Genomic DNA, 23242 nt, shown 5'->3' with positions numbered 1-23242 from the left:
GCTGCGCTGTCTCGCCGTACTTGTTGCGGATCGATACGTCCGGACAGACGTCCCGGCCTTGTTTCAGTTGACTGTCCTCACGGGAGGACAAAAACTGTTACCTGACAGCAGGGGCGGTCGAGAGGTGATCACATCGACACCGAGGCAACAGACGCGGACCTGCTCGCTCGCCACGTCGAAGGTGATCCCGACGCTTTCGGGGAGATCGTTCGGCGGCACCGGGACCGGCTCTGGGCGGTAGCCCTACGGACGCTGGGAGACCGGGAGGAGGCCGCTGACGCCGTCCAGGACGCTCTCGTCTCGGCCTACCGGGCCGCGCACACCTTCCGGGGGCAGTCGGCCGTCACGACCTGGCTGCACCGGATCACGGTGAACGCCTGCCTGGACCGTGCGCGCAAGGCGGCCTCCCGGAAGACCGCTCCCGTCGACGACACCGAGCGCCTGGAACAGCTGCTGGATCCGCACGAGGAGGCCTCCGCCCCGGCCGAGCGCAATGATCTGCACCGCCAGCTCCTGGAGGCGCTAGGTACCCTACCCGCCGATCAGCGCGCCGCCCTCGTCCTCGTGGACATGCAGGGCTACCCCGTCGCGGAAGCCGCCCGTGTCCTGGACGTGCCGACGGGCACGGTGAAGAGCCGGTGCGCCCGGGGCAGAGCCAGACTCCTGCCGTTGCTCTCCCATCTACGGCCGGGGAGCTCCAGCGACGACGACGGAAAAGACCCGAACCTGGCACGGAACCGAGCGCAGGAGACATCCGTCCCACCCGCAGCGGGGCCTCAGGACACAGTGAAGGGTGGAGGTGGGCGAGCGTGAGTTCCACGACAGACACGGCTGGGCACCCGGACATCGCCGAAATCTCCGACCTCACCGAAGGCCTCCTGTCGGCGTCCCGAACCGATGATCTGCGCCGTCATCTGCAGGAGTGCGAGCTCTGCGCCGACGTCCAGGCCTCGCTCCAAGAGATCCGGGACCTCCTGGGCACCCTGCAGGGGACGACCCACATGCCCGTCGATGTCGCCGACCGCATCGACGCCGCCCTCACTGCCGAAGCGCGATCGATTGCCACGGACGTCGACGCTCACGTTTCACGTGAAACACAGGTCGCTGCGGACCGCCCCGCCGGACACTCCCGCGCGGCGACCGGGCCGGGCCGTCAGAGGCGTGGACGCGGCCGCCGCCGCAGGCTCGTCGTGCTGGGCTCCGTCCTCACCGCTGCCGTCCTGGGTTCCCTCGCCCTCTTCCTGCAGTCACTCGGCGGGTCGAACACCACCGCACAGAGTCCCAGGACGACCTCCGTCGGTACCTTCTCCGGCAGCGACATCAGGAGCCAGGTGGACGGTCTCCTCTCGAACAAGTCGACGAAGAAGAATCCGCAGCAGGGCGAGAGCGCGAAGACCCTGATCCAGCCTTCCGTCCCCGTACCGGGGTGCGTCCGAGAGGGCATCCAGGCCAACGGCGACATCCTCGGCGCGAAGACGGGCACGTACGAAGGAAAGAACGCCTTCCTTGTCGTGCTCTCGGATCCCTCCGACCGCGCCCGGGTCACGGCTTATGTCATCGACGCTTCCTGTATCAGTCGGCAGCCCGTCTCGGCGGGCAAGGTCCTGGTCAAGCAGTCGTTCGCACGTCACTGAGCAAAGGGCGCTTCGTCCCGGCCCGACGCGGTTATCCGTACCGTGCGTGAACCCCGTGTGCCCGGACACACCGGGAATGCACGCCCCTTAGGATCCGTTGGGTGGGGTGAGAGGTCCGAAAGGAACTCCCACCGGTCGACTGACGCAGACCAGAGACGAGGAATCAAGCCGTGAGCGACGTCCGTAACGTGATCATCATCGGCTCCGGGCCCGCCGGCTACACGGCGGCGCTCTACACCGCTCGAGCGTCGCTGAAGCCCCTGGTGTTCGAGGGAGCTGTCACCGCCGGCGGGGCGCTGATGAACACCACCGAGGTGGAGAACTTCCCGGGCTTCCGCGACGGCATCATGGGCCCCGACCTCATGGACAACATGCGCGCCCAGGCGGAGCGCTTCGGTGCCGAGCTCATCCCGGACGACATCGTCTCGGTCGACCTGACCGGAGAGATCAAGACCGTCACGGACACCGCGGGCACGGTCCACCGGGCCAAGGCCGTCATCGTCACCACCGGCTCACAGCACCGCAAGCTGGGGCTGCCGAACGAGGACGCGCTCTCCGGCCGGGGTGTCTCCTGGTGCGCCACCTGTGACGGGTTCTTCTTCAAGGACCAGGACATCGCCGTGATCGGTGGCGGGGACACCGCGATGGAGGAGGCAACCTTCCTCTCTCGTTTCGCCAAGTCCGTGACCATCGTCCACCGCCGGGACACCCTGCGCGCCTCCAAGGCCATGCAGGAGCGCGCCTTCGGCGACCCGAAGATCAAGTTCGTCTGGGACAGCGAGGTCGCCGAGATCGAGGGCGACCAGAAGCTCTCCGGACTCAAGCTGCGCAACCTCAAGACCGGCGAGCTCTCGGACCTGCCGGTGACCGGCCTGTTCATCGCGATCGGCCACGACCCGCGCACCGAGCTGTTCAAGGGCCAGCTGGACCTGGACGAGGAGGGCTACCTGCAGGTCGCCGCGCCCTCCACCCGGACCAACCTGACCGGTGTCTTCGGCGCCGGTGACGTGGTCGACCACACCTACCGACAGGCGATCACCGCGGCCGGCACGGGTTGCTCTGCCGCCCTGGACGCCGAGCGCTTCCTCTCCGCCCTCGCGGACGAGGAGCCGGCCGAGCCCGAGAAGACCGCCGTCTGACCCCCTTCCACCCCACCGCACCAGTTAGGAGCCATCCGTGGCCGACCTGAAGAACGTGACCGACGACTCCTTCGAGCAGGAAGTCCTCAAGAGCGACAAGCCTGTCCTCGTGGACTTCTGGGCCGCCTGGTGCGGTCCCTGCCGTCAGATCGCGCCGTCCCTCGAGGCGATCGCCGCTGAATACGGCGACAAGATCGAGGTCGTCAAGCTCAACATCGACGAGAACCCGGGCACGGCTGCGAAGTACGGCGTCATGTCGATCCCGACACTGAACGTGTACCAGCACGGCGAGGTCGCCAAGACCATCGTCGGCGCCAAGCCCAAGGCCGCGATCGTCCGCGACCTCGAGGACTTCATCGCCGAGTGACGTTTCACGTGAAACACGAATGGGCCAACCCCGAGGGGTTGGCCCATTTTTTTCAGAGGGGGCGCAGCGCCGGTTCCTTCTGCACGGCTCCCAGCAGCCGGTCGATGGCCATTTCCACATCTTCCTTCCAGGAGAGCGTCGACCTCAGCTCCAGCCGCAGTCGAGGATGGGCCGGGTGCTGCCGGACCGTCTTGAAGCCCACGGCCAGCAGATGGTCGGCCGGCAGCAGACAGGCCGGTTCCTTCCAGCGGACATCACCGAACGCTTCGATCGCTTTGAATCCACGACGCAGGAGATCCTTGGCGACCGTCTGGACCATCACTCGGCCGAGTCCCTGTCCCTGATAGCCCGGCATGATGAAACCGGTGATCAACTGCACCGCGTCCGGGGAGACCGGGCTTGTGGGAAACGCCGTGGAACGCGGGACATAGGCCGGGGGAGCGTAGAGCACGAAGCCGACAGGGATGTCGTCGACGTACACGACCCGGCCGCAGGATCCCCAGTCCAACAGCACGGCGGAGATCCACGCCTCCTTCTCCGACGCGGCCGTGCCCGCCTTTATCGCGGCTTCACCGCTGACCGGGTCCAGCTCCCAGAAGACGCACGAGCGACAGCGCTTAGGAAGGTCCTGAAGGTTGTCCAGCGTGAGCGGTACGAGCCGACGCCCCATGAAGGCTGTTCCTCACTTCCTTCGCCCGCGGCCTCGCGAGCGGCTGTCAGTGCGCTCCGTTCCCTGAGCAGGCTGCCGACGAACCCGCCGACCGCGCCGAGGCCCAGGCCCGCCCTCAGCAATCCGGACCGGCTCACCGATCGCATGGCCTCCGCCTCCCCCTCAGAGGTGCCACCAGGTGGATGCGCCATACCTGATCGCATCGTATCCACGATGGGATTCACTCGACACCGGCTGAACGCAAAGAGCGGGTCGTGTTCCGGTGTGTACCCGAACACGACCCGCTCCCTCGGTCAGCCGGGCGGGGCCCCGCCCGGGCGCAGGCTCAGCCCTCCGCGTCCTCGGCATCCCCCTCCGAGAGACTCCTCTGGAGCTTCAGCTTCTCGCCCGGAGCGAGCGTGCTCAGGATCCGGTCGAGATCCTCCGGCGAGGCAAACTCGACCGTGATCTTTCCCTTCTGCTGACCCAGGTCTACCTTCACCCGGGTCTCGAAACGATCCGACAGACGCGTGGCGAGCTCATTCAGGGCCGGGGAGAGGACAGAACCGGCCCGCGGTCCCTTGGACCGCTGGGTCCTCTTCGGCCGTGAGCCCATCAGGGTCACGATCTCCTCGACGGACCGTACAGAGAGTCCCTCGGCCACGACCCGGTAGGCAAGGCGCTCCTGCTCCTCCGGGTCCTCGACGGACAGGAGAGCCCGCGCATGGCCGGCGGAGAGCACGCCGGCGGCCACTCGGTTCTGGACCTTCGGCGAGAGCCGCAGCAGGCGCAGGGTGTTGGAGACCTGCGGGCGGGAACGGCCGATCCGGTCCGCCAGTTGGTCGTGTGTGCAGTTGAAGTCCCTCAGCAGCTGATCGTAGGCCGCCGCCTCTTCGATCGGGTTCAGCTGAGCGCGGTGCAGGTTCTCCAGCAGCGCGTCCAGGAGGAGCTTTTCGTCGTCCGTGGCCCGCACAATCGCCGGGATCGCCTCGAGCCCGGCCTCACGGCAGGCCCGCCAGCGTCGCTCGCCCATGATGAGCTCGTACCGGTCGGAACCCAGCTGCCGTACGACGACGGGCTGGAGGAGGCCGACCTCCTTGATGGAGGTGACCAGTTCCTGCAATGCGTCCTCGTCGAACACCTCGCGCGGCTGGCGAGGGTTCGGCGAGATGGCATCGAGAGGGATCTCCGCGAAGTGGGCCCCCATCGGAGCCGCGTGCGCCTCCACGACGCCAGGCGCCGACGGCTCCTCGGTTTCCTCAGCGACGGCCGGCAGCGTAGCCACCTTCGCGGCGGCCACCCCCCGGTCGGTCGTCAGGACCGGCACCGCCGCAGGGGACGTGGACGCCGAACCTCCCACCGCGGCCGAAGCGGGGTTCTTCTCCGTCGGGGCAGCAGGGATCAGTGCGCCGAGACCACGGCCCAGCCCCCTCCGTCGCTCGCTCACTGGATCCCCTCCACCATGCTCGGGTTGCTCTGTGCGCCGATGTGGGCGTTGGTCGGGTCATAGCTGACACCGACGCCCTTCAGGGCGATTTCTCGCGCCGCCTCAAGATAGGAGAGGGCACCGCTCGAGCCTGGATCGTACGTCAGCACCGTCTGCCCGTAGCTCGGCGCCTCGGAGATACGTACCGAGCGGGGAATGCTCGTCCGCAGCACCTCGTCACCGAAGTGCGTGCGCACCTCGTCTGCGACCTGGGACGCGAGTCGTGTCCGGCCGTCGTACATGGTGAGGAGGATCGTCGACACATGCAGTGCGGGGTTGAGGTGACCCCGCACCAGGTCGACGTTGCGCAGCAACTGTCCCAGGCCCTCCAGCGCGTAGTACTCGCACTGGATCGGGATGAGGACCTCCTGGCCCGCCACCAGTGCGTTGACCGTCAGCAGACCGAGGGAGGGCGGGCAGTCGATGAGGATGTAGTCCAGGGGCTGCTCGTAGGCTCGGATCGCCCGGTCCAGTCGGCTCTCCCGAGCCACCAGGGACACCAGCTCGATCTCCGCACCGGCGAGATCGATCGTGGCAGGGGCACAGAAGAGGCCCTCCACATCAGGGACCGGCTGGACGACCTCCGCCAGGGGCTTGCTCTCGACCAACACGTCATAGATGGATGGGACTTCGGCGTGGTGGTCGATCCCCAAGGCAGTGGAAGCGTTGCCCTGGGGGTCGAGGTCGATCACCAGGACCCGACCACCGTGCAGGGCCAGCGAAGCGGCAAGATTGACGGTCGTCGTCGTCTTGCCGACACCGCCCTTTTGGTTGGCGACCACGATGACCCTGGTCTGTTCAGGCCGTGGCAGGCCTTCACCGGCACGACCCAGAGCCTCCACCGCAAGCTGGGCAGCACGACCGATGGGAGTGTCGTCCATCGGGGGCGGTGTTTCACGTGAAACATCCGCCCCCATCGACTCGGTACGGGGACCGGGGACCGGATCGGTCATCGGTCCCGCGATGTTGGCGTCGGACCGCAAGGATTCACTCTCCTCGACTTCAGGCTCGCAATGAACAGAGCCTGCCATGTCTTCGGGGTCGTGAACCAGTGAGGCCTGGCGATCTGTGGAGAAATCCACCTCTGTGGACAACTCCGTTGCCTCTCCGAGTGAACCAAGAGGCTTCCGGTCACGCGGTTCGGCCGCGGCGCGGCCGCGACTGATGATGCCGTGCAGCAGTGAGCGACGTTTCACGTGAAACACGATGCACAGCCAGGCCGTCCGGACTGTCGCGACACTCCGTCATGCGTGGGTTTGGCAGCTTGTGTGGAGTACGTCTCACCGACGCCTGCGCGTGCGCCCCGTACGGGCGGCCTTGGCCCGCTTGGCCGCGAAACGTACACCGCCAGGGCTCTCCCCGACCTCCACCCGCACCACGGTGGACATGGGATCCACCACTCCCTCACCGACCTGGAGGACGGATGTCGACACCGCACCGAGCTTGCTCAGCGCCGTGGCCGCAGCCTTCAGCTCCTCCTCCGCGGTGTCCCCCTTGAGCGCCAGCATCTCGCCGTACGGCCGCAGCAGCGGAATGCCCCAGGTGGCCAGTCGGTCCAGGGGAGCGACCGCGCGGGCCGTCACCACATGCACCGGCGGCACCTTGCCCATGACTTCTTCGGCACGGCCACGCACAACGGTCACATGGTCCAGACCCAGCAGCTCGACGACCTCGGTCAGGAAATTCGTCCGCCGAAGCAGCGGCTCCAGCAGAGTGATCTTCAGGTCGTTTCTGACGAGCGCCAGCGGAATCCCCGGCAGGCCGGCACCCGAGCCGACGTCGCACACAGTCACGCCTTCGGGGACCACCTCCGAGAGCACCGCGCAGTTGAGCAGATGCCGCTCCCACAGGCGGGGCACCTCACGAGGGCCGATCAGCCCGCGCTGCACACCCGCCTCGGCTAGCAGCTCCGCATAACGCACCGCATCGGCGAAGCGATCACCAAACACCTCCCGCGCCTGCTCGGGCACAGGGGGGAGCTCCGCTGCCTCCGTCACGGGGACCGTCCTTCCGTACCGCATCAGCGCACCAGCGCCGACCACCAGAACTACCAGGCTGACAAAATTCGGCCCCGCCTGCGCAACAGACGGGGCCGGGGGAACGTACGAACCGAATCAGTTGGGCAGCACGACGACGAAGCGCTGCGGCTCCTCGCCCTCGGACTCGCTGCGCAGGCCCGCGGTCTTGACCGCGTCGTGCACGACCTTCCGCTCGAACGGGGTCATCGGCTTGAGCTTCACGGGCTCACCGCTGCTCTTGGCTTCCGCGGCGGCCTTGGCGCCCAGCTCGGACAGCTCCGAGCGCTTCCTGGCCCGGTAACCGGCGATGTCCAGCATGAGCCGGCTGCGGTCCCCGGTCTCCCGGTGCACAGCCAGCCGCGTCAGTTCCTGCAGCGCCTCCAGCACCTCGCCGTCCCGGCCGACCAGCTTCTGCAGGTCGCGGCTGCCCGTGTCGCTGATGATCGACACAGAGGCACGGTCGGCCTCGACATCCATGTCGATGTCGCCGTCGAGGTCGGCGATGTCCAGCAGACCCTCGAGGTAGTCCGCCGCGATCTCGCCTTCCTGCTCCAGGCGGGTGAGGGTGTCTGCACCCTCGGCAGCGGCGGAGGTGGTGCCTTCCGTCACGGGATGGGCTCCTTCTTACTTCTTGGACGGGGACTTGGGCCGCTGCGGGCCACCCTTGCGCTGCCCGGACTGGGCCCTGCTGCGGGTGCCGTTACCGGGCTTCTGAGGGGCGTTCTTGGCGGGGGCGGGCTTGGCGTCCTCGGGCTCGTCGGACTTCTCGAGCGACATGGACGACGCGGCCTCGCCCGCCTGCTTCGGCCCGCCAGACTGACGCTGGGACTTGGACTGGCGCTTGGGCTGCTGACGCTTCGCAGCGGTGGCGGTGGTGGTGGTGGTCGCACCGTCCTCGGTCTGCGCGACGGCCTGACCCTCGCTCTGCACCACGGACCCGTCGGCCTGGGCCGCGAGACCGGCCTTGGTCAGGCCGTTGATGAACTTGCGCTCGAACTCGTTGCGGTCGCGGCCCTTGGCGACGATCGCCTTGATGATCGCCTTCTCGCTGCGCCGGCTGACCTTGCCGTGGTGCGTGACGTGCTTGGTCAGACGCTCCAGGTAGGCGGCCTGAGCCTTGGAACCCGGGGTCGGGTTGTTGTGGATGACGTACATCTGCTGGCCCATGGTCCACACGTTGGTGGTCAGCCAGTAGACGAGGACACCGACCGGGAAGTTGATACCGAAGACGGCGAACATCACGGGGAAGACGTACATCAGCATCTTCTGCTGCTGCATGAACGGCGTCTTCACGGTCGTGTCGACGTTCTTCGTCATCAACTGACGCTGCGTATAGAACTGCGACGCGGACATCAGGATGATCATGAGGGCGGTGACGACCCGCACATCCGTGACCGTGGCACCCAGGGCCTGGACGGTGGCGGAACCATCCTTGAACTTCGCCGCCAGCGGAGCTCCGAAGATGTGCGCCTTACGGGCACTGGCGAGCAACGACTCGTTGATGACGCCGATGGTCGTACCCGACGCGATGCCGTTGAGCACGTGGTACAGGGCGAAGAAGAACGGGGACTGCGCCAGGATGGGAAGGCACGAGGAGAGCGGGTTGGTACCCGACTCCTTGTACAGCTTCATCATCTCTTCGGACTGGCGCTGCTTGTCGTTCTTGTAGCGCTCCTGGATCTTCTTCATCTCGGGCTGGAGCGTCTGCATCGCCCGGGTCGCCTTGATCTGCTTCACGAAGAGCGGGATCAGGCAGATACGGATCAGGATCACCAAGGAGACGATGGACAAGCCCCAGGCCCACCCGGTGTCAGGGCCGAAAATGGCGCCGTACACCGTGTGGAACTGGACGATGACCCACGAAACGGGTGTCGTGATGAAGCTGAAGAGGCTGGCAATCGTGTCCACTAATCATGCTCCTTGGGCATGGGACGAGGTCTCTGCGGCCGGGCTCGAAGGGGGCTCGGAAGGAAGCTTCCCCTCGAGGGCCGGTTCGGCGGCGGAGGGCCCGCCCCTGCGTGCCCGCCAGGCGTCACGCAGCATTTCGTGCCACCGCGGGCGCTTGCGCGGCGGAACATGGTCCACCCCGCCCAGCGACCACGGATTGCACCGCAGAATGCGCCAGGCGGTGAGTGCCGTGCCCTTGATCGCACCGTGCCGGTCGATGGCCGTGTAGCCATAGTGGGAGCACGACGGGTAGTACTTGCACACCGGCCCGAGCAGTGGACTGATCGTCCACTGGTACAGCTTGATCAGAGCCAGCAGCGGGTACTTCATCGCGCGCCCCCTCCCAGCAGCCGCTGAAGGGCGGCATCCAGGTCTCGGGCCAGCTGTGCGTGGTCTGCGTCGCCCGCTCCGGGCAGCGCTCGTACGACTACCAGGCTACCGGGGGGAAACAGGGCGACTCGGTCACGCATCAGATGGCGAAGTCTGCGCTTCACGGAGTTCCGCACGACAGCGCCACCCACGGCCTTGCTCACGACGAAACCCGCACGCGTCGGGGGAGCGCTCTCCCCAGGCGCGTGCGGGTCCGTGGCACCGCTACGAAGGTGGACGACGAGGAGCGGGCGGCCGGCCCGGCGACCCCGTCGTACCGCGGTCGCGAAGTCCTCGCGCCGCCTCAGCCGATGCTCGGTAGGCAGCACGACGTCATGACCTGATCAGATCAGGCGGACAGGGTGGCGCGACCCTTGCTGCGACGGTTCGCGAGAATCGCGCGGCCGGCACGGGTACGCATCCGCAGGCGGAAGCCGTGGGTCTTCGCGCGACGACGGTTGTTCGGCTGGAAGGTGCGCTTGCTCACTCGGGGGCTCCAGAAGAAATCGGTAGTGGCGGGGTGCCGTCCTGGCTGTCACCGTGCGCCCACGAGTAGCTAGTAGCTCGCATCACGCCCGAGTGCACCGCTTCCCGATCACCTTCAGCGATCTGTGCCCATCGGAGGCAGGCGGCAGCAGCCATCGACAACTCGACCTGGTTACGGTACGCGGGGCTGGGCCATCCGGTCAAACCGGGAGTCACGCAGAGACACTATCCACAGGCTGGGGACAACAACTTGAACCGTACCCGCCGCCCTGACTACCGTGACTGGACTCCGATTCGTTCCTTTGTCCCCCGCCCCGCCGATTTACATCCCGATCCGTCCCGTGACCACACGTTCGTGGGACCTGTGAGAGAGCGTGTCCCTGTGGCTGACGTACCTGCCGATCTTGCCGCAGTGTGGCCACGAGTACTTGAGCAGCTCCTCGGAGAGGGCCGCGGCCAGGGCGTGGAGACCAAGGACGAGCACTGGATCCGGCGCTGCCAGCCGCTCGCGCTGGTCGCGGACACCGCCCTGCTCGCCGTACCGAACGAATTCGCGAAGGGCGTACTGGAGGGGCGGCTCGCCCCGATCGTCAGCGAGACCCTGAGCCGCGAGTGCGGCCGCCCGATCCGGATCGCGATCACCGTGGACGACTCCGCGGGCGACCCCCCGGCCCTGCCCGCGCCCCCCGCCCAGCCGCAGCCGCGCTACGAGGAGCCCGAGCTCCCCACCGGACAGTACGAGGGATACGGCCGCCATCGGGCCGACGAGCAGCTGCCCACGGCCCGGCCCGCCTACCCGTCCGAGTACCAGCGACCCGAGCCCGGCGCCTGGCCACGCCCGTCCCACGACGAGTACGGCTGGCAGCAACAGCGCCTCGGCTTTCCCGAGCGGGACCCGTACGCGTCGCCGTCGCAGGACTCGTACGGGGAGTCGCGCCGCGACCCGTACGGTGAGCCGAAACGAGACTCCTACGCAGAGCCGCACCGCGACTCCTACGGCACCCCGCCGCAGGACTACCGTCCCCAGGCGATGGACCGCCCGTCCTACGAGCCGTCCTATGAGGCGTCGTACGACAAGCCGCGCTCCGACTACGACAAGCCGCGCTCCGACTACGAGCAGGCACGCCCGGACTACGACAAGCCGCGCTCCGAATACGACCCCTCCCGGGTCGACTACGACCAGCGCGACCCCGCCCGCCGTGAGCGGCCCGAGCCGCCGGCCGGCGCCGGCCACGTGCACCGCGGCGGCCCCGTGGGCCCGAACCTGCCCACGACCGGCGCCCCCGGCCCGCTGGCCGCGCAGCCCGCACCGGCGACCGGCCCAGGCGAGCCGACCGCGCGCCTGAACCCGAAGTACCTCTTCGACACCTTCGTCATCGGCGCCTCCAACCGCTTCGCACACGCGGCCGCGGTGGCCGTCGCCGAGGCGCCGGCGAAGGCGTACAACCCCCTCTTCATCTACGGGGAGTCCGGGCTCGGCAAGACACACCTGCTGCACGCGATCGGGCACTACGCCCGCAGCCTCTACCCGGGCACACGCGTGCGGTACGTGAGCTCCGAGGAGTTCACCAACGAGTTCATCAACTCGATCCGCGACGGCAAGGGCGACAGCTTCCGCAAGCGCTACCGCGAGATGGACATCCTCCTCGTCGACGACATCCAGTTCCTGGCGGACAAGGAGTCGACGCAGGAGGAGTTCTTCCACACCTTCAACACGCTCCACAACGCCAACAAGCAGATCGTGCTGTCCAGCGACCGGCCGCCCAAGCAGCTGGTCACGCTGGAGGACCGGCTGCGGAACCGTTTCGAGTGGGGCCTGATCACCGACGTCCAGCCGCCCGAGCTGGAGACGCGCATCGCGATCCTGCGCAAGAAGGCGGTGCAGGAGCAGCTCAACGCCCCGCCGGAGGTGCTGGAGTTCATCGCCTCCCGGATCTCCCGCAACATCCGGGAGCTGGAGGGCGCGCTGATCCGGGTGACCGCGTTCGCCTCGCTCAACCGGCAGCCGGTGGACCTGGGCCTGACGGAGATCGTCCTGAAGGACCTGATCCCCGGCGGCGAGGACTCGGCCCCCGAGATCACCGCGACGGCGATCATGGCGGCGACGGCCGACTACTTCGGGCTGACGGTGGAAGACCTGTGCGGGACCTCGCGCGGCCGCGCGCTCGTCACCGCCCGCCAGATCGCCATGTACCTGTGCCGTGAGCTCACCGACCTGTCGCTGCCGAAGATCGGCGCGCAGTTCGGTGGCCGCGACCACACGACCGTCATGCACGCCGACCGCAAGATCCGCGCGCTGATGGCCGAGCGCCGCTCCATCTACAACCAGGTGACGGAGCTGACCAACCGCATCAAGAACGGCTGACGCAGCCGTACGACGGCACCGAGGGCGCCCCCGGGAGGCAGATCCCGGGGGCGCCCTTCGTCATGGCGCGGCCATCCTCTGTTCGATTACCGGCCGGGTTACGGCCTCCTTCCACAGATTGGGCCACTTTCTTGCGTCCACATCCTGGGGACCGTGGAGTTGTCCCGAAACCATCCACAGGCTGTGCGGTTGAAAGGGCATCAGCCCAGCTCATGCCCCTGTGGATCCGTGGACGAAGGATCTCCACAGGCTGTGGACGAAGCGGGGACCCACAGGCTGTGCACGAAGTTGTCCACCGGCAACCCACAGGTTGGGTGCCGTTGTCCCCAGCGATCGGCAGCTTCTCCACATCGCTGTCCACTGTTCGGCAACGCGACGCCCCCGATCACCGCCTCGAGTGAAAGCCGTCACACCAAGGTGCTGGATTGGGGTGTGGGAAACGTGGGTAAATCTGGGGACGCAGCTGGGGAGAACCGGCCTCGGGCTGTGGGTGCTGTGTGCAGAACTTTCTGTTCTCCACAGAACGCCTCGGTTGTCCACCGGTGTCACCCACAGGACCAGTGGACAAAATCCAGCCTCTGAGCTGGGAAAACGTGGTTATCCACGGTATCCACAGGCCCTACTACTACTCCCGACTAGAGAGAGCGGGAAATCCGTTTCGAAGCGGGGCCTGTGCACAACTCGCCGTCTCGAGCCCGGCTGCCCCTCGGAGCGACTTGACCCCGACAGGCACCTACTGTCAGTGCGGTGCGTCAGACTGGTCCCCGGTGTCCTTCCCGTCGCAGTGGGCTGTGACACCGAGTCGGAGGACTCAGAGGCAACAGCAGCAGGAGGCGGCTTACGGTGAAGATCCGGGTGGAACGCGACGTACTCGCGGAGGCAGTGGCCTGGGCGGCACGCAGCCTCCCGGCCCGTCCGCCGGCGCCTGTCCTCGCCGGCCTGCTGCTGAGGGCGGAGGAAGGCCAGCTGAGCCTGTCCAGCTTCGACTACGAGGTCTCCGCGCGGGTGTCCGTCGAGGCGGAGGTCGAGGAGGAGGGCACGGTCCTCGTCTCGGGCCGTCTGCTCGCCGACATCTCCCGCGCCCTGCCCAACCGCCCGGTGGAGATCTCCACAGACGGTGTACGGGCGACCGTGGTCTGCGGCTCCTCCCGGTTCACCCTCCACACACTGCCTGTGGAGGAGTACCCGGCGCTGCCCCAGATGCCGAACGCGACCGGCACGGTCCCCGGCGAGGTCTTCGCCTCCGCGGTGCAGCAGGTCGCCATCGCCGCCGGCCGTGACGACACACTGCCCGTGCTCACCGGTGTGCGCATCGAGATCGAGGGCGACACGGTGACGCTGGCCTCCACCGACCGCTACCGCTTCGCGGTCCGCGAGTTCCTGTGGAAGCCGGAGAGCCCTGACGTCTCCGCGGTGGCCCTGGTCCCCGCCAAGACGCTCCAGGACACCGCCAAGGCGCTGACCAGCGGCGACAACGTCATCCTGGCGCTGGCCGGGTCGGGCGCGGGCGAGGGCCTGATCGGTTTCGAGGGCGCCGGCCGCCGTACGACGACCCGCCTGCTGGAGGGCGACCTCCCGAAGTACCGCACGCTGTTCCCGACCGAGTTCAACTCCGTCGCGGTGATTGAGACCGCCCCGTTCGTGGAGGCCGTCAAGCGTGTTGCCCTGGTCGCCGAGCGGAACACCCCGGTGCGGCTCAGCTTCGAGCAGGGCGTGCTCATCCTGGAGGCGGGCTCCAGCGACGACGCACAGGCTGTGGAAAGGGTCGACGCCCAGCTCGAGGGCGACGACATCTCCATCGCCTTCAACCCGACCTTCCTGCTGGACGGCCTGAGCGCGATCGACTCCCCGGTGGCCCAGCTGTCGTTCACGACGTCCACCAAGCCCGCCCTGCTCAGCGGCAAGCCGGCGGTGGACGCCGAGGCGGACGAGGCCTACAAGTACCTGATCATGCCGGTGCGGCTCAGCGGCTGAGGCTGCGGCCGACCGCGCGTGTGCGACGGCTAAAGCTGCAGGTGAGGGCATACGAATGAGCGCGTATGCCCACAGCTGTGCGGGAGAGTCCGGGTTTAGGCTCGGACACAGGTACGACAGTGCCTCTCACGCCACACAGCGACCTAAGGAACACAACTGATGGAGCTCGGTCTCGTCGGCCTCGGCAAGATGGGCGGCAACATGCGCGAGCGGATCCGCCGCGCGGGCCACACCGTCGTCGGATACGACCGCAACGCTGACCTCGCGGATGTCCACAGCCTGGAAGAGCTTGTGGGCAAGCTTTCGGGCCCGCGCGTGGTCTGGGTGATGGTCCCGGCCGGTGCCCCCACCCAGTCGACGATCGACCGGCTCGCCGAGCTGCTGGAGCCCGGCGACGTGGTCGTGGACGGCGGCAACTCCCGCTGGACGGACGACGAGAGGCACGCCGAGGAGCTGGCCGCCAAGGGCATAGGCTTCGTCGACTGCGGGGTCTCCGGCGGCGTCTGGGGCCTGGAGAACGGCTATGCGCTGATGTACGGCGGCGACGCCGAGAACGTCGCCAAGGTGCAGCCGGTCTTCGACGCGCTCAAGCCGGAGGGCGACTCCGGTGCGGTGCACGCGGGCAAGGTGGGTGCCGGGCACTTCGCCAAGATGGTCCACAACGGCATCGAGTACGCGATGATGCAGGCCTACGCCGAGGGCTGGGAGCTGCTGGAGAAGGTCCACTCCGTGGAGAACGTCCGCGAGGTGTTCCGCTCCTGGCAGGAGGGCACGGTCATCCGTTCCTGGCTGCTCGACCTAGCGGTGAACGCCCTCGACGAGGACGAGCACCTGGCCGGGCTGCGGGGTTACGCACAGGACTCGGGCGAGGGGCGCTGGACCGTGGAAGCCGCCATCGACAACGCGGTGCCGCTGCCGGCGATCACCGCGTCCCTGTTCGCGCGGTTCTCCTCCCGTCAGGAGGACTCGCCGCAGATGAAGATGGTCGCCGCGCTGCGCAACCAGTTCGGTGGCCACGCGGTCGAGAAGAAGCCGTAGCGCGGGCTCGGCGAAGGCCGAGGAAAGCGACGGAGACCGAAGAAGTTGTCCACAGGGTCGCACGGCGATCCACAACCCTGGGGGAGGTCGGCGAACGACCATGCACGTCACGCACCTGTCGCTGGCCGACTTCCGCTCGTACGCCCGGGCCGAGGTCCCGCTCGACCCGGGTGTCACGGCCTTCGTCGGCCCGAACGGACAGGGCAAGACGAACCTCGTGGAGGCGGTCGGGTACCTGGCCACGCTCGGCAGCCACCGTGTCGCCTCCGACGCGCCCCTGGTGCGGATGGGCGCCGATCGCGCGGTCGTCCGCGCGCAGGTCCGGCAGGGCGAGCGGCAGCAGCTGGTCGAGCTGGAGCTGAACCCCGGCCGGGCCAACCGGGCCCGCATCAACCGGTCCTCGCAGGTCAGGCCGCGGGACGTGCTGGGGATCGTACGGACCGTGCTGTTCGCGCCCGAGGACCTCGCCCTGGTCAAGGGCGATCCCGGGGAGCGGCGCCGCTTCCTGGACGAGATGATCACCGCGCGTTCTCCGCGCATGGCGGGGGTGCGCTCCGACTACGAGCGGGTGCTCAAGCAGCGCAACACGCTGTTGAAGTCGGCGGCGCTGGCCCGTCGGCACGGTGGTCGCTCGATGGACCTGTCCACGCTGGACGTGTGGGACCAGCATCTGGCGCGGGCCGGCGCCGAGTTGCTGGCCCAGCGGCTGGATCTGATCGCCGCGGTCCGGCCGTTGGCCGACAAGGCGTACGAGCAGCTGGCTCCGGGCGGTGGCCCGGTCGCCCTGGAGTACAAGCCGTCGGCGCCCGGTGAGGCGCACACGCGTGAGGATCTGTACGCGCAGTTGATGGCGGCCCTGGCGGACGCCCGTACGCAGGAGATCGAGCGGGGTGTCACTCTCGTGGGCCCGCACCGGGACGATCTGGTTCTCAAGCTCGGTGAGCTGCCCGCCAAGGGGTACGCCTCCCACGGCGAGTCCTGGTCCTTCGCGCTGGCGTTGCGTCTGGCGTCGTACGACCTGCTGCGCGCGGAGGGCAATGAGCCGGTGCTGGTCCTCGACGACGTCTTCGCCGAGTTGGACGCCCGGCGGCGTGAGCGTCTGGCCGAGCTGGTCGCGCCGGGTGAGCAGGTGCTGGTGACGGCCGCGGTCGACGACGACGTACCGCATGTGCTGGCGGGCGCCCGGTACGCCGTGTCCGGGGGGACGGTGGAGCGCGTATGAGCACCGAGGGTCCCGGCTCCGAGAAGGGTCCGCAGCAGGGCGCCGAGAAGGCGAGCGAGAAGGGGCGCGAGCCTTCGGGTGTCGATCTCGCGCGCGTGGCGCTGCGCGCGGCGAAGGAGCAGGCACGCGCGCGTGGTGACGCGGCGCAGCAGAAGAAGCAGGCGCGGCGCGGCGGTCTGCGTTCCGGCGCGCGCGCGGACGGCCGTGATCCGATGGCGCTGGGCGCGGCGATCAACCGGCTGATCACCGAGCGGGGCTGGGAGACTCCGGCGGCGGTGGGCGGTGTCATGGGCCGCTGGCCGCAGATCGTCGGCGAGGACGTGGCCAAGCACTGCGTTCCGGAGAAGTACGACGAGGACGAGCGGGTACTGGTCGTGCGCTGCGACTCCACGGCCTGGGCGACGAATCTGCGTCTGCTGGGGCCGACGCTGGTGGCCCGTCTCAATGAGGATCTCGGGCATGGCGCGGTCCGGTTGATCAAGGTGTACGGGCCCGGTGGACCCACCCGTCGCTATGGTCCGCTGCGTGCCCCGGGCAGCACGGGACCCGGTGACACCTACGGGTGACGGAACTCACACCAGAAGGTCACGGGGGCCCGCTGCGGGTGCGTTGCGGCGGTTCGGCGCCGGGCGGGACGCTCCCCGCACGCTCTTGCGAATCCTGGGCTGGCCGGGGAGTAGCGACGGGTTGACGCCCCGAAGCGCTGAGTGCCGCTGTGAGCCTCTTGGAGCCCCCTTCCGTATATCGGGACCCGGGCGAGACCGGTTGAGGGCGGCACATGCGGACTCAGGTACCGGCAAACCCCCATCACTGTCGGCGCTACCGGTAGACTGGAAGACAATCCCGCCCCGAACGTGGGGACCGTCCGGGAAAAGCTGAGCAACGCTGATCAGGGCTTGACCAACGCAACATGCCGCAGCCGCTCCGGCAACCCTCCCAGAGGGGGCACCTACAGGAGCCCGGCTCGTGCTGTGCCAGTGCCAGAAAGGGCGCTTCGTGGCCGATTCCGGCAACCCCAACGAGAACATCCCGTCCACCGACGCGGGCGCGAACGGCCCGGCGACCTCCTCGAACGGGGAGGTCACGGCCTCGTACGACGCCAGCGCCATCACCGTCCTCGAGGGTCTGGACGCGGTCCGCAAGCGACCCGGTATGTACATCGGCTCGACCGGGGAGCGCGGCCTGCACCACCTCGTGTACGAGGTGGTCGACAACTCCGTCGACGAGGCGCTGGCCGGGCACGCGGACACCATCGACGTGACGATCCTGGCCGACGGCGGTGTGCGTGTCGTCGACAACGGCCGTGGCATCCCGGTGGGCATCGTGCCCTCCGAGGGGAAGCCGGCCGTGGAGGTCGTGCTGACCGTGCTGCACGCGGGCGGCAAGTTCGGCGGCGGCGGTTACGCGGTCTCCGGCGGTCTGCACGGCGTCGGCGTCTCCGTCGTGAACGCCCTGTCGTCGAAGGTGTCCGTCGAGGTCAGGACGGACGGCCACCGCTGGACGCAGGACTACAAGATGGGCGTCCCCACGGCCCCGCTCGCCAAGCACGAGGCGATCGAGGCGACCGGCACCTCGGTGACCTTCTGGGCCGACCCGGACATCTTCGAGACCACCGAGTACTCCTTCGAGACGCTCTCGCGGCGCTTCCAGGAGATGGCGTTCCTCAACAAGGGCTTGACCATCAAGCTCACCGACGAGCGCGAGTCGGCGAAGGCCGTCACCGGTGCGGACGAGGCGGGCACCGACGAGAAGGACGAGGTCAAGACCGTCACGTACCACTACGAGGGCGGCATCGTCGACTTCGTGAAGTACCTCAACTCCCGCAAGGGTGACCTGGTGCACCCCACGGTCATCGACCTGGAGGCCGAGGACAAGGACAAGAGCCTGTCCCTCGAGGTCGCGATGCAGTGGAACAGCGGTTACAGCGAGGGCGTGTACTCCTTCGCCAACATCATCCACACCCATGAGGGCGGTACGCACGAGGAGGGCTTCCGTGCGGCGCTGACCTCGCTGATCAACAAGTACGCGCGGGACAAGAAGCTGCTGCGCGACAAGGACGACAACCTCACGGGTGACGACATCCGCGAGGGTCTGACGGCGATCATCTCGGTCAAGCTGAGCGAGCCGCAGTTCGAGGGCCAGACCAAGACCAAGCTGGGCAACACGGAGGCGAAGACCTTCGTGCAGCGGGCGGTCTACGAGCACCTCAACGACTGGCTGGACCGCAACCCGGTCGAGGCCGCGGACATCATCCGCAAGGGCATTCAGGCGGCCACCGCGCGCGTGGCGGCCCGCAAGGCCCGTGATCTGACGCGCCGCAAGGGTCTGCTGGAGTCGGCCTCGCTGCCGGGCAAGCTCTCCGACTGCCAGTCGAACGACCCGACCAAGTGCGAGATCTTCATCGTCGAGGGTGACTCCGCCGGCGGCTCGGCCAAGTCCGGCCGCAACCCGGAGTACCAGGCGATCCTTCCGATCCGCGGCAAGATCCTCAACGTCGAGAAGGCCAGGATCGACAAGATCCTGCAGAACCAGGAGATTCAGGCGCTGATCTCGGCCTTCGGCACGGGCGTGCACGAGGACTTCGACATCGAGAAGCTCCGCTATCACAAGATCATCCTGATGGCGGACGCCGACGTCGACGGCCAGCACATCAGCACCCTGCTGTTGACCTTCCTGTTCCGCTTCATGCGGCCGCTGGTCGAGGCCGGGCACGTGTACCTCTCCCGCCCGCCGCTCTACAAGATCAAGTGGGGCCGGGACGACACCGAGTACGCGTACTCCGACCGTGAGCGCGACGCGCTGATCGAGATGGGCCGGCAGCGCGGCAAGCGCGTCCGCGAGGACTCGATCCAGCGCTTCAAGGGTCTCGGCGAGATGAACGCCGAGGAGCTGCGCGTGACCACGATGGACCAGGAGCACCGGGTCCTCGGCCAGGTCACCCTCGACGACGCCGCCCAGGCCGACGACCTGTTCTCGGTCCTCATGGGCGAGGACGTGGAGGCCCGCCGCCAGTTCATCCAGCGCAACGCCAAGGACGTCCGCTTCCTCGACATCTGAGTCGGTCTCAGCTGACCGCACCAGGAAGGATCCTCACCAGCAATGGCCGACGAGAACACTCCCGTCACCCCCGAAGAGGGCGGCGAAGTCGCGATGCGCGTCGAGCCCGTCGGGCTCGAGACGGAGATGCAGCGCTCGTACCTGGACTACGCGATGTCCGTCATCGTGTCCCGTGCGCTGCCCGACGTCCGCGACGGTCTCAAGCCCGTCCACCGCCGCGTCCTGTACGCCATGTACGACGGCGGCTACCGCCCCGAGCGCGGCTTCTACAAGTGCGCCCGTGTCGTCGGCGACGTGATGGGCAACTACCACCCCCACGGCGACTCCTCGATCTACGACGCCCTGGTCCGTCTCGCCCAGCCGTGGGCGATGCGGATGCCGCTGGTGGACTCCAACGGCAACTTCGGCTCCCCGGGCAACGACCCGGCGGCGGCGATGCGCTACACCGAGTGCAAGATGGCGCCGCTGTCGATGGAGATGGTCCGTGACATCGACGAGGAGACCGTCGACTTCACGGACAACTACGACGGCCGCTCCCAGGAGCCGACCGTCCTGCCGGCCCGCTTCCCGAACCTGCTGATCAACGGCTCGGCCGGCATCGCGGTCGGCATGGCGACCAACATCCCGCCGCACAACCTGCGCGAGGTCGCGGCCGGCGCCCAGTGGTACCTGGAGAACCCGGAGGCCTCGCACGAGGAGCTCCTGGACGCGCTCATGGAGCGCATCAAGGGCCCGGACTTCCCGACCGGCGCGCTCGTCGTCGGCCGCAAGGGCATCGAGGAGGCCTACCGGACGGGCCGCGGTTCGATCACCATGCGCGCGGTGGTCGAGGTCGAGGAGATCCAGAACCGCCAGTGTCTGGTGGTCACGGAGCTGCCGTACCAGGTGAACCCCGACAACCTCGCGCAGAAGATCGCCGACCTGGTGAAGGACGGCAAGGTCGGCGGGATCGCGGACGTCCGCGACGAGACGTCGTCGCGCACGGGCCAGCGCCTGGTCATCGTGCTCAAGCGGGACGCGGTCGCCAAGGTCGTGCTGAACAACCTCTACAAGCACACCGACCTGCAGACGAACTTCGGCGCCAACATGCTGGCCCTGGTCGACGGTGTGCCGCGGACGCTGTCGCTGGACGCCTTCATTCGTCACTGGGTGACGCACCAGATCGAGGTCATCGTCCGCCGTACGCGCTTCAGGCTGCGCAAGGCCGAGGAGCGGGCACACATCCTGCGGGGCCTGCTGAAGGCCCTGGACGCCATCGACGAGGTCATCGCGCTGATCCGGCGCAGTGAGACCGTCGAGGTCGCGCGCGGCGGCCTGATGGAGCTCCTGGAGATCGACGAGATCCAGGCCAACGCCATCCTCGAGATGCAGCTGCGCCGACTGGCCGCCCTGGAGCGCCAGAAGATCGTCCAGGAGCACGACGAACTCCAGGCGAAGATCAACGAGTACAACCAGATCCTCGCCTCCCCGGTCCGTCAGCGCGGCATCGTCAGCGAGGAGCTGACCGCGATCGTCGAGAAGTACGGCGACGACCGCAAGACCATGCTGGTGCCCTACGACGGCGACATGTCCATCGAGGACCTGATCGCCGAGGAGGACATCGTCGTCACCGTCTCGCGCGGCGGCTACGTCAAGCGGACGAAGACGGACGACTACCGGGCGCAGAAGCGCGGCGGCAAGGGCGTGCGCGGCACGAAGCTGAAGGAAGACGACATCGTCGACCACTTCTTCGTCTCGACCACGCACCACTGGCTGCTGTTCTTCACCAACAAGGGCCGGGTGTACCGGGCGAAGGCGTACGAGCTGCCCGACGCCGGCCGGGACGCGCGCGGACAGCACGTCGCCAACCTCCTCGCCTTCCAGCCGGACGAGGCGATCGCCGAGATCCTCGCGATCCGGGACTACGAGGCGGCGCCGTACCTGGTGCTGGCCACCAAGGCCGGCCTGGTCAAGAAGACGCCTCTGAAGGATTACGATTCGCCCCGCTCCGGCGGTGTCATCGCGATCAATCTGCGGGAGCGCGAGGACGGTTCCGACGACGAACTGATCGGAGCCGAGCTCGTCTCGTCCGACGACGATCTGCTGCTGATCAGCAAGAAGGCGCAGTCGATCAGGTTCACCGCCTCGGACGAAACCCTGCGCCCCATGGGCCGCGCCACCTCGGGTGTCAAGGGGATGAGTTTCCGCGAGGGCGACGAGCTGCTCTCGATGAATGTTGTTCGACCCGGTACGTTCGTGTTCACTGCCACGGACGGCGGGTACGCGAAGCGGACCCGCGTCGACGAGTACCGCGTCCAGGGTCGCGGCGGCCTCGGTATCAAGGCCGCCAAGATCGTGGAGGACCGCGGTTCGCTCGTGGGCGCGCTGGTGGTCGAGGAGAACGACGAGATCCTCGCCATCACCCTCTCCGGCGGTGTGATTCGTACGCGAGTCAACGAGGTCAGGGAGACGGGCCGTGACACCATGGGCGTCCAACTGATCAACCTGGGCAAGCGCGATGCCGTCGTCGGTATCGCTCGTAACGCCGAGGCGGGGCGCGAGGCGGAGGAGGTCGACGGCGACGTGGCCGTCGACGAGACCGCCGAGGGTGCCGCGACCACCGGCACGGACGAGGGTGAGGCGCCCTCGGACGAGTAGCACGAGGAGTGAGTCATCGTGAGCGGAGCCACGGGCGCCGGGTCGGCCGGTACCTCCACGGGTACGGAAACGGGCGGCGGCGGCCGTGGCTCCGCCGCGAGCGCCGCGCAGTCGGATCCGCAGACCACCAATCTGAAAGCGGTCAAGCCGTCCGCGGCGGACTCGTCCTCGCCCGACTCCCGTGGATCCCAGGGGGGAACCGTGTCGGACACCAGAGGCCGTGACGCCCAGCCGGCGCCCGAGGCGGCCTCGCCGCTGCCCGGGGAACGAAAGCCTCAGCAGCCCTCCGGCCCGTACCACCCGCCGCAGGCCTACCCCGCACAGGGCGCCGGGGCGACCGGAGCGGCCGTACGCCGTCCGCGCACCGGTGCCGGTGCCGGAGCGGCGCGCACGGCGCCCCGCACGCGGAAGGCGCGGCTGCGGGTGGCGAAGGCCGACCCGTGGTCGGTGATGAAGGTCAGCTTCCTGCTCTCCATCGCGATCGGCATCTGCACGGTCGTCGCGTCCGCGGTGCTGTGGATGGTCCTGGACGCGATGGGCGTCTTCTCGACGGTAGGCGGCCAGATCTCGGAGGCCACCGGCTCCACCGAGTCCAGCGGCTTCGACCTGCAGGCCTTCCTCTCGCTGCCGCACGTCCTGACGTTCGCCACGATCATCGCGGTCATCGACGTCGTCCTGGCCACCGCCCTCGCCACGCTCGGCGCGTTCATCTACAACCTCTCCGCGGGCTTCGTCGGTGGTATCGAGCTGACCCTCGCCGAGGACGAGTGATCCGCCCCTTCCATCCGCTGTCCCACCTCGGCTGACGGTCCCCCGACAACCGATTTTGGGACTGCCCCGGTCGTGCGCTAATC

General features: G+C 68.1%; 21 protein-coding genes. 12 read left to right on the top strand and 9 right to left on the bottom strand.

The genetic code is table 11. From position 1 onward, the window contains the following. The first annotated feature begins 132 nt into the window (after positions 1–132). From sigM to trxA, 4 genes are all read left to right on the top strand, one after another. Positions 133–813, top strand: a complete 681-nt coding sequence (sigM, locus tag ACFYZQ_RS10915; protein WP_389144764.1) for an RNA polymerase sigma factor SigM — start codon at positions 133–135, stop codon at positions 811–813. Then, the gene (locus tag ACFYZQ_RS10910) at positions 810–1634 is read left to right on the top strand and encodes a hypothetical protein (protein WP_389144473.1); all 825 of its coding nucleotides are present in this window, start codon (positions 810–812) and stop codon (positions 1632–1634) included. Before sigM ends, ACFYZQ_RS10910 begins: the two co-directional genes overlap by 4 nt. Before the next feature lie 170 nt (positions 1635–1804). Further along, positions 1805–2773, top strand: coding sequence for a thioredoxin-disulfide reductase (gene trxB, locus ACFYZQ_RS10905; protein ID WP_389144471.1), 969 nt, complete (start codon positions 1805–1807; stop codon positions 2771–2773). Positions 2774–2810: 37 nt separating this feature from the next. After that, complete coding sequence (gene trxA / locus ACFYZQ_RS10900; RefSeq protein ID WP_389144469.1) at positions 2811–3140, top strand: thioredoxin; 330 nt, start codon at positions 2811–2813, stop codon at positions 3138–3140. 52 nt (positions 3141–3192) lie between these two features. Here trxA and ACFYZQ_RS10895 read toward each other — a convergent pair whose 3' ends face one another. From ACFYZQ_RS10895 to rpmH, 9 genes are all read right to left on the bottom strand, one after another. Continuing rightward, entirely contained in the window at positions 3193–3810 is a 618-nt protein-coding gene (locus tag ACFYZQ_RS10895) for a GNAT family N-acetyltransferase (protein WP_389144466.1), read from the bottom strand. A gap of 325 nt (positions 3811–4135) precedes the next feature. Continuing rightward, positions 4136–5236: a ParB/RepB/Spo0J family partition protein gene (locus ACFYZQ_RS10890; RefSeq protein WP_389144463.1), complete on the bottom strand. Its 1101-nt coding sequence runs from the start codon at positions 5234–5236 to the stop codon at positions 4136–4138. Next, positions 5233–6306, bottom strand: a complete 1074-nt coding sequence (locus tag ACFYZQ_RS10885) for a ParA family protein (RefSeq protein WP_389144761.1) — start codon at positions 6304–6306, stop codon at positions 5233–5235. The genes ACFYZQ_RS10890 and ACFYZQ_RS10885 overlap by 4 nt, the downstream gene beginning before the upstream one ends. A 249-nt stretch (positions 6307–6555) precedes the next feature. Then, positions 6556–7272, bottom strand: coding sequence for a 16S rRNA (guanine(527)-N(7))-methyltransferase RsmG (gene rsmG, locus ACFYZQ_RS10880; RefSeq protein WP_389144460.1), 717 nt, complete (start codon positions 7270–7272; stop codon positions 6556–6558). 117 nt (positions 7273–7389) lie between these two features. Then, the gene (locus ACFYZQ_RS10875) at positions 7390–7902 is read right to left on the bottom strand and encodes a protein jag (protein WP_388792535.1); all 513 of its coding nucleotides are present in this window, start codon (positions 7900–7902) and stop codon (positions 7390–7392) included. Between the two features lie 15 nt (positions 7903–7917). Further along, positions 7918–9201, bottom strand: a complete 1284-nt coding sequence (yidC, locus tag ACFYZQ_RS10870; protein ID WP_389144457.1) for a membrane protein insertase YidC — start codon at positions 9199–9201, stop codon at positions 7918–7920. A 3-nt stretch (positions 9202–9204) separates the two neighbouring features. After that, complete coding sequence (yidD, locus tag ACFYZQ_RS10865; protein ID WP_388792539.1) at positions 9205–9570, bottom strand: membrane protein insertion efficiency factor YidD; 366 nt, start codon at positions 9568–9570, stop codon at positions 9205–9207. Continuing rightward, positions 9567–9938, bottom strand: a complete 372-nt coding sequence (gene rnpA, locus ACFYZQ_RS10860) for a ribonuclease P protein component (protein WP_389144454.1) — start codon at positions 9936–9938, stop codon at positions 9567–9569. The genes yidD and rnpA overlap by 4 nt, the downstream gene beginning before the upstream one ends. Before the next feature lie 20 nt (positions 9939–9958). Further along, positions 9959–10096 (bottom strand): 50S ribosomal protein L34, encoded by a 138-nt coding sequence (gene rpmH / locus ACFYZQ_RS10855; RefSeq protein WP_389144452.1) that lies wholly within the window; start codon positions 10094–10096, stop codon positions 9959–9961. Between the two features lie 381 nt (positions 10097–10477). Here rpmH and dnaA point away from each other — a divergent pair, with 381 nt between their 5' ends. The 8 genes from dnaA (at position 10478) to ACFYZQ_RS10815 (ending at position 23159) form a co-directional block, all read left to right on the top strand. Next, entirely contained in the window at positions 10478–12460 is a 1983-nt protein-coding gene (dnaA, locus tag ACFYZQ_RS10850; RefSeq protein WP_389144449.1) for a chromosomal replication initiator protein DnaA, read from the top strand. 843 nt (positions 12461–13303) lie between these two features. Next, positions 13304–14434 (top strand): DNA polymerase III subunit beta, encoded by a 1131-nt coding sequence (dnaN, locus tag ACFYZQ_RS10845; RefSeq protein ID WP_388792545.1) that lies wholly within the window; start codon positions 13304–13306, stop codon positions 14432–14434. A 159-nt stretch (positions 14435–14593) separates the two neighbouring features. Beyond that, entirely contained in the window at positions 14594–15472 is an 879-nt protein-coding gene (gnd, locus tag ACFYZQ_RS10840) for a phosphogluconate dehydrogenase (NAD(+)-dependent, decarboxylating) (RefSeq protein ID WP_389144446.1), read from the top strand. A 100-nt stretch (positions 15473–15572) separates the two neighbouring features. Continuing rightward, positions 15573–16694: a DNA replication/repair protein RecF gene (recF, locus tag ACFYZQ_RS10835; RefSeq protein ID WP_389144443.1), complete on the top strand. Its 1122-nt coding sequence runs from the start codon at positions 15573–15575 to the stop codon at positions 16692–16694. Further along, on the top strand, positions 16691–17260 hold the full coding sequence (locus tag ACFYZQ_RS10830; protein ID WP_389144440.1) for a DUF721 domain-containing protein: 570 nt from the start codon (positions 16691–16693) through the stop codon (positions 17258–17260). Before recF ends, ACFYZQ_RS10830 begins: the two co-directional genes overlap by 4 nt. Positions 17261–17690: 430 nt before the next feature. Next, positions 17691–19751 (top strand): DNA topoisomerase (ATP-hydrolyzing) subunit B, encoded by a 2061-nt coding sequence (gyrB, locus tag ACFYZQ_RS10825; RefSeq protein WP_389144438.1) that lies wholly within the window; start codon positions 17691–17693, stop codon positions 19749–19751. Between the two features lie 42 nt (positions 19752–19793). Next, complete coding sequence (gyrA, locus tag ACFYZQ_RS10820) at positions 19794–22388, top strand: DNA gyrase subunit A (protein ID WP_389144435.1); 2595 nt, start codon at positions 19794–19796, stop codon at positions 22386–22388. 18 nt (positions 22389–22406) lie between these two features. Further along, positions 22407–23159: a DUF3566 domain-containing protein gene (locus ACFYZQ_RS10815; RefSeq protein ID WP_389144432.1), complete on the top strand. Its 753-nt coding sequence runs from the start codon at positions 22407–22409 to the stop codon at positions 23157–23159. The last annotated feature ends 83 nt before the right edge of the window (positions 23160–23242 follow it).

Origin of the sequence: Streptomyces sp. NPDC001843, assembly GCF_042891955.1 — a bacterium.
Taxonomy (GTDB): Bacteria; Actinomycetota; Actinomycetes; order Streptomycetales; family Streptomycetaceae; genus Streptomyces.
The sequence above is the reverse complement of the archived record's forward strand: the minus strand, read 5'-3'. Positions and strand labels throughout refer to the sequence as shown.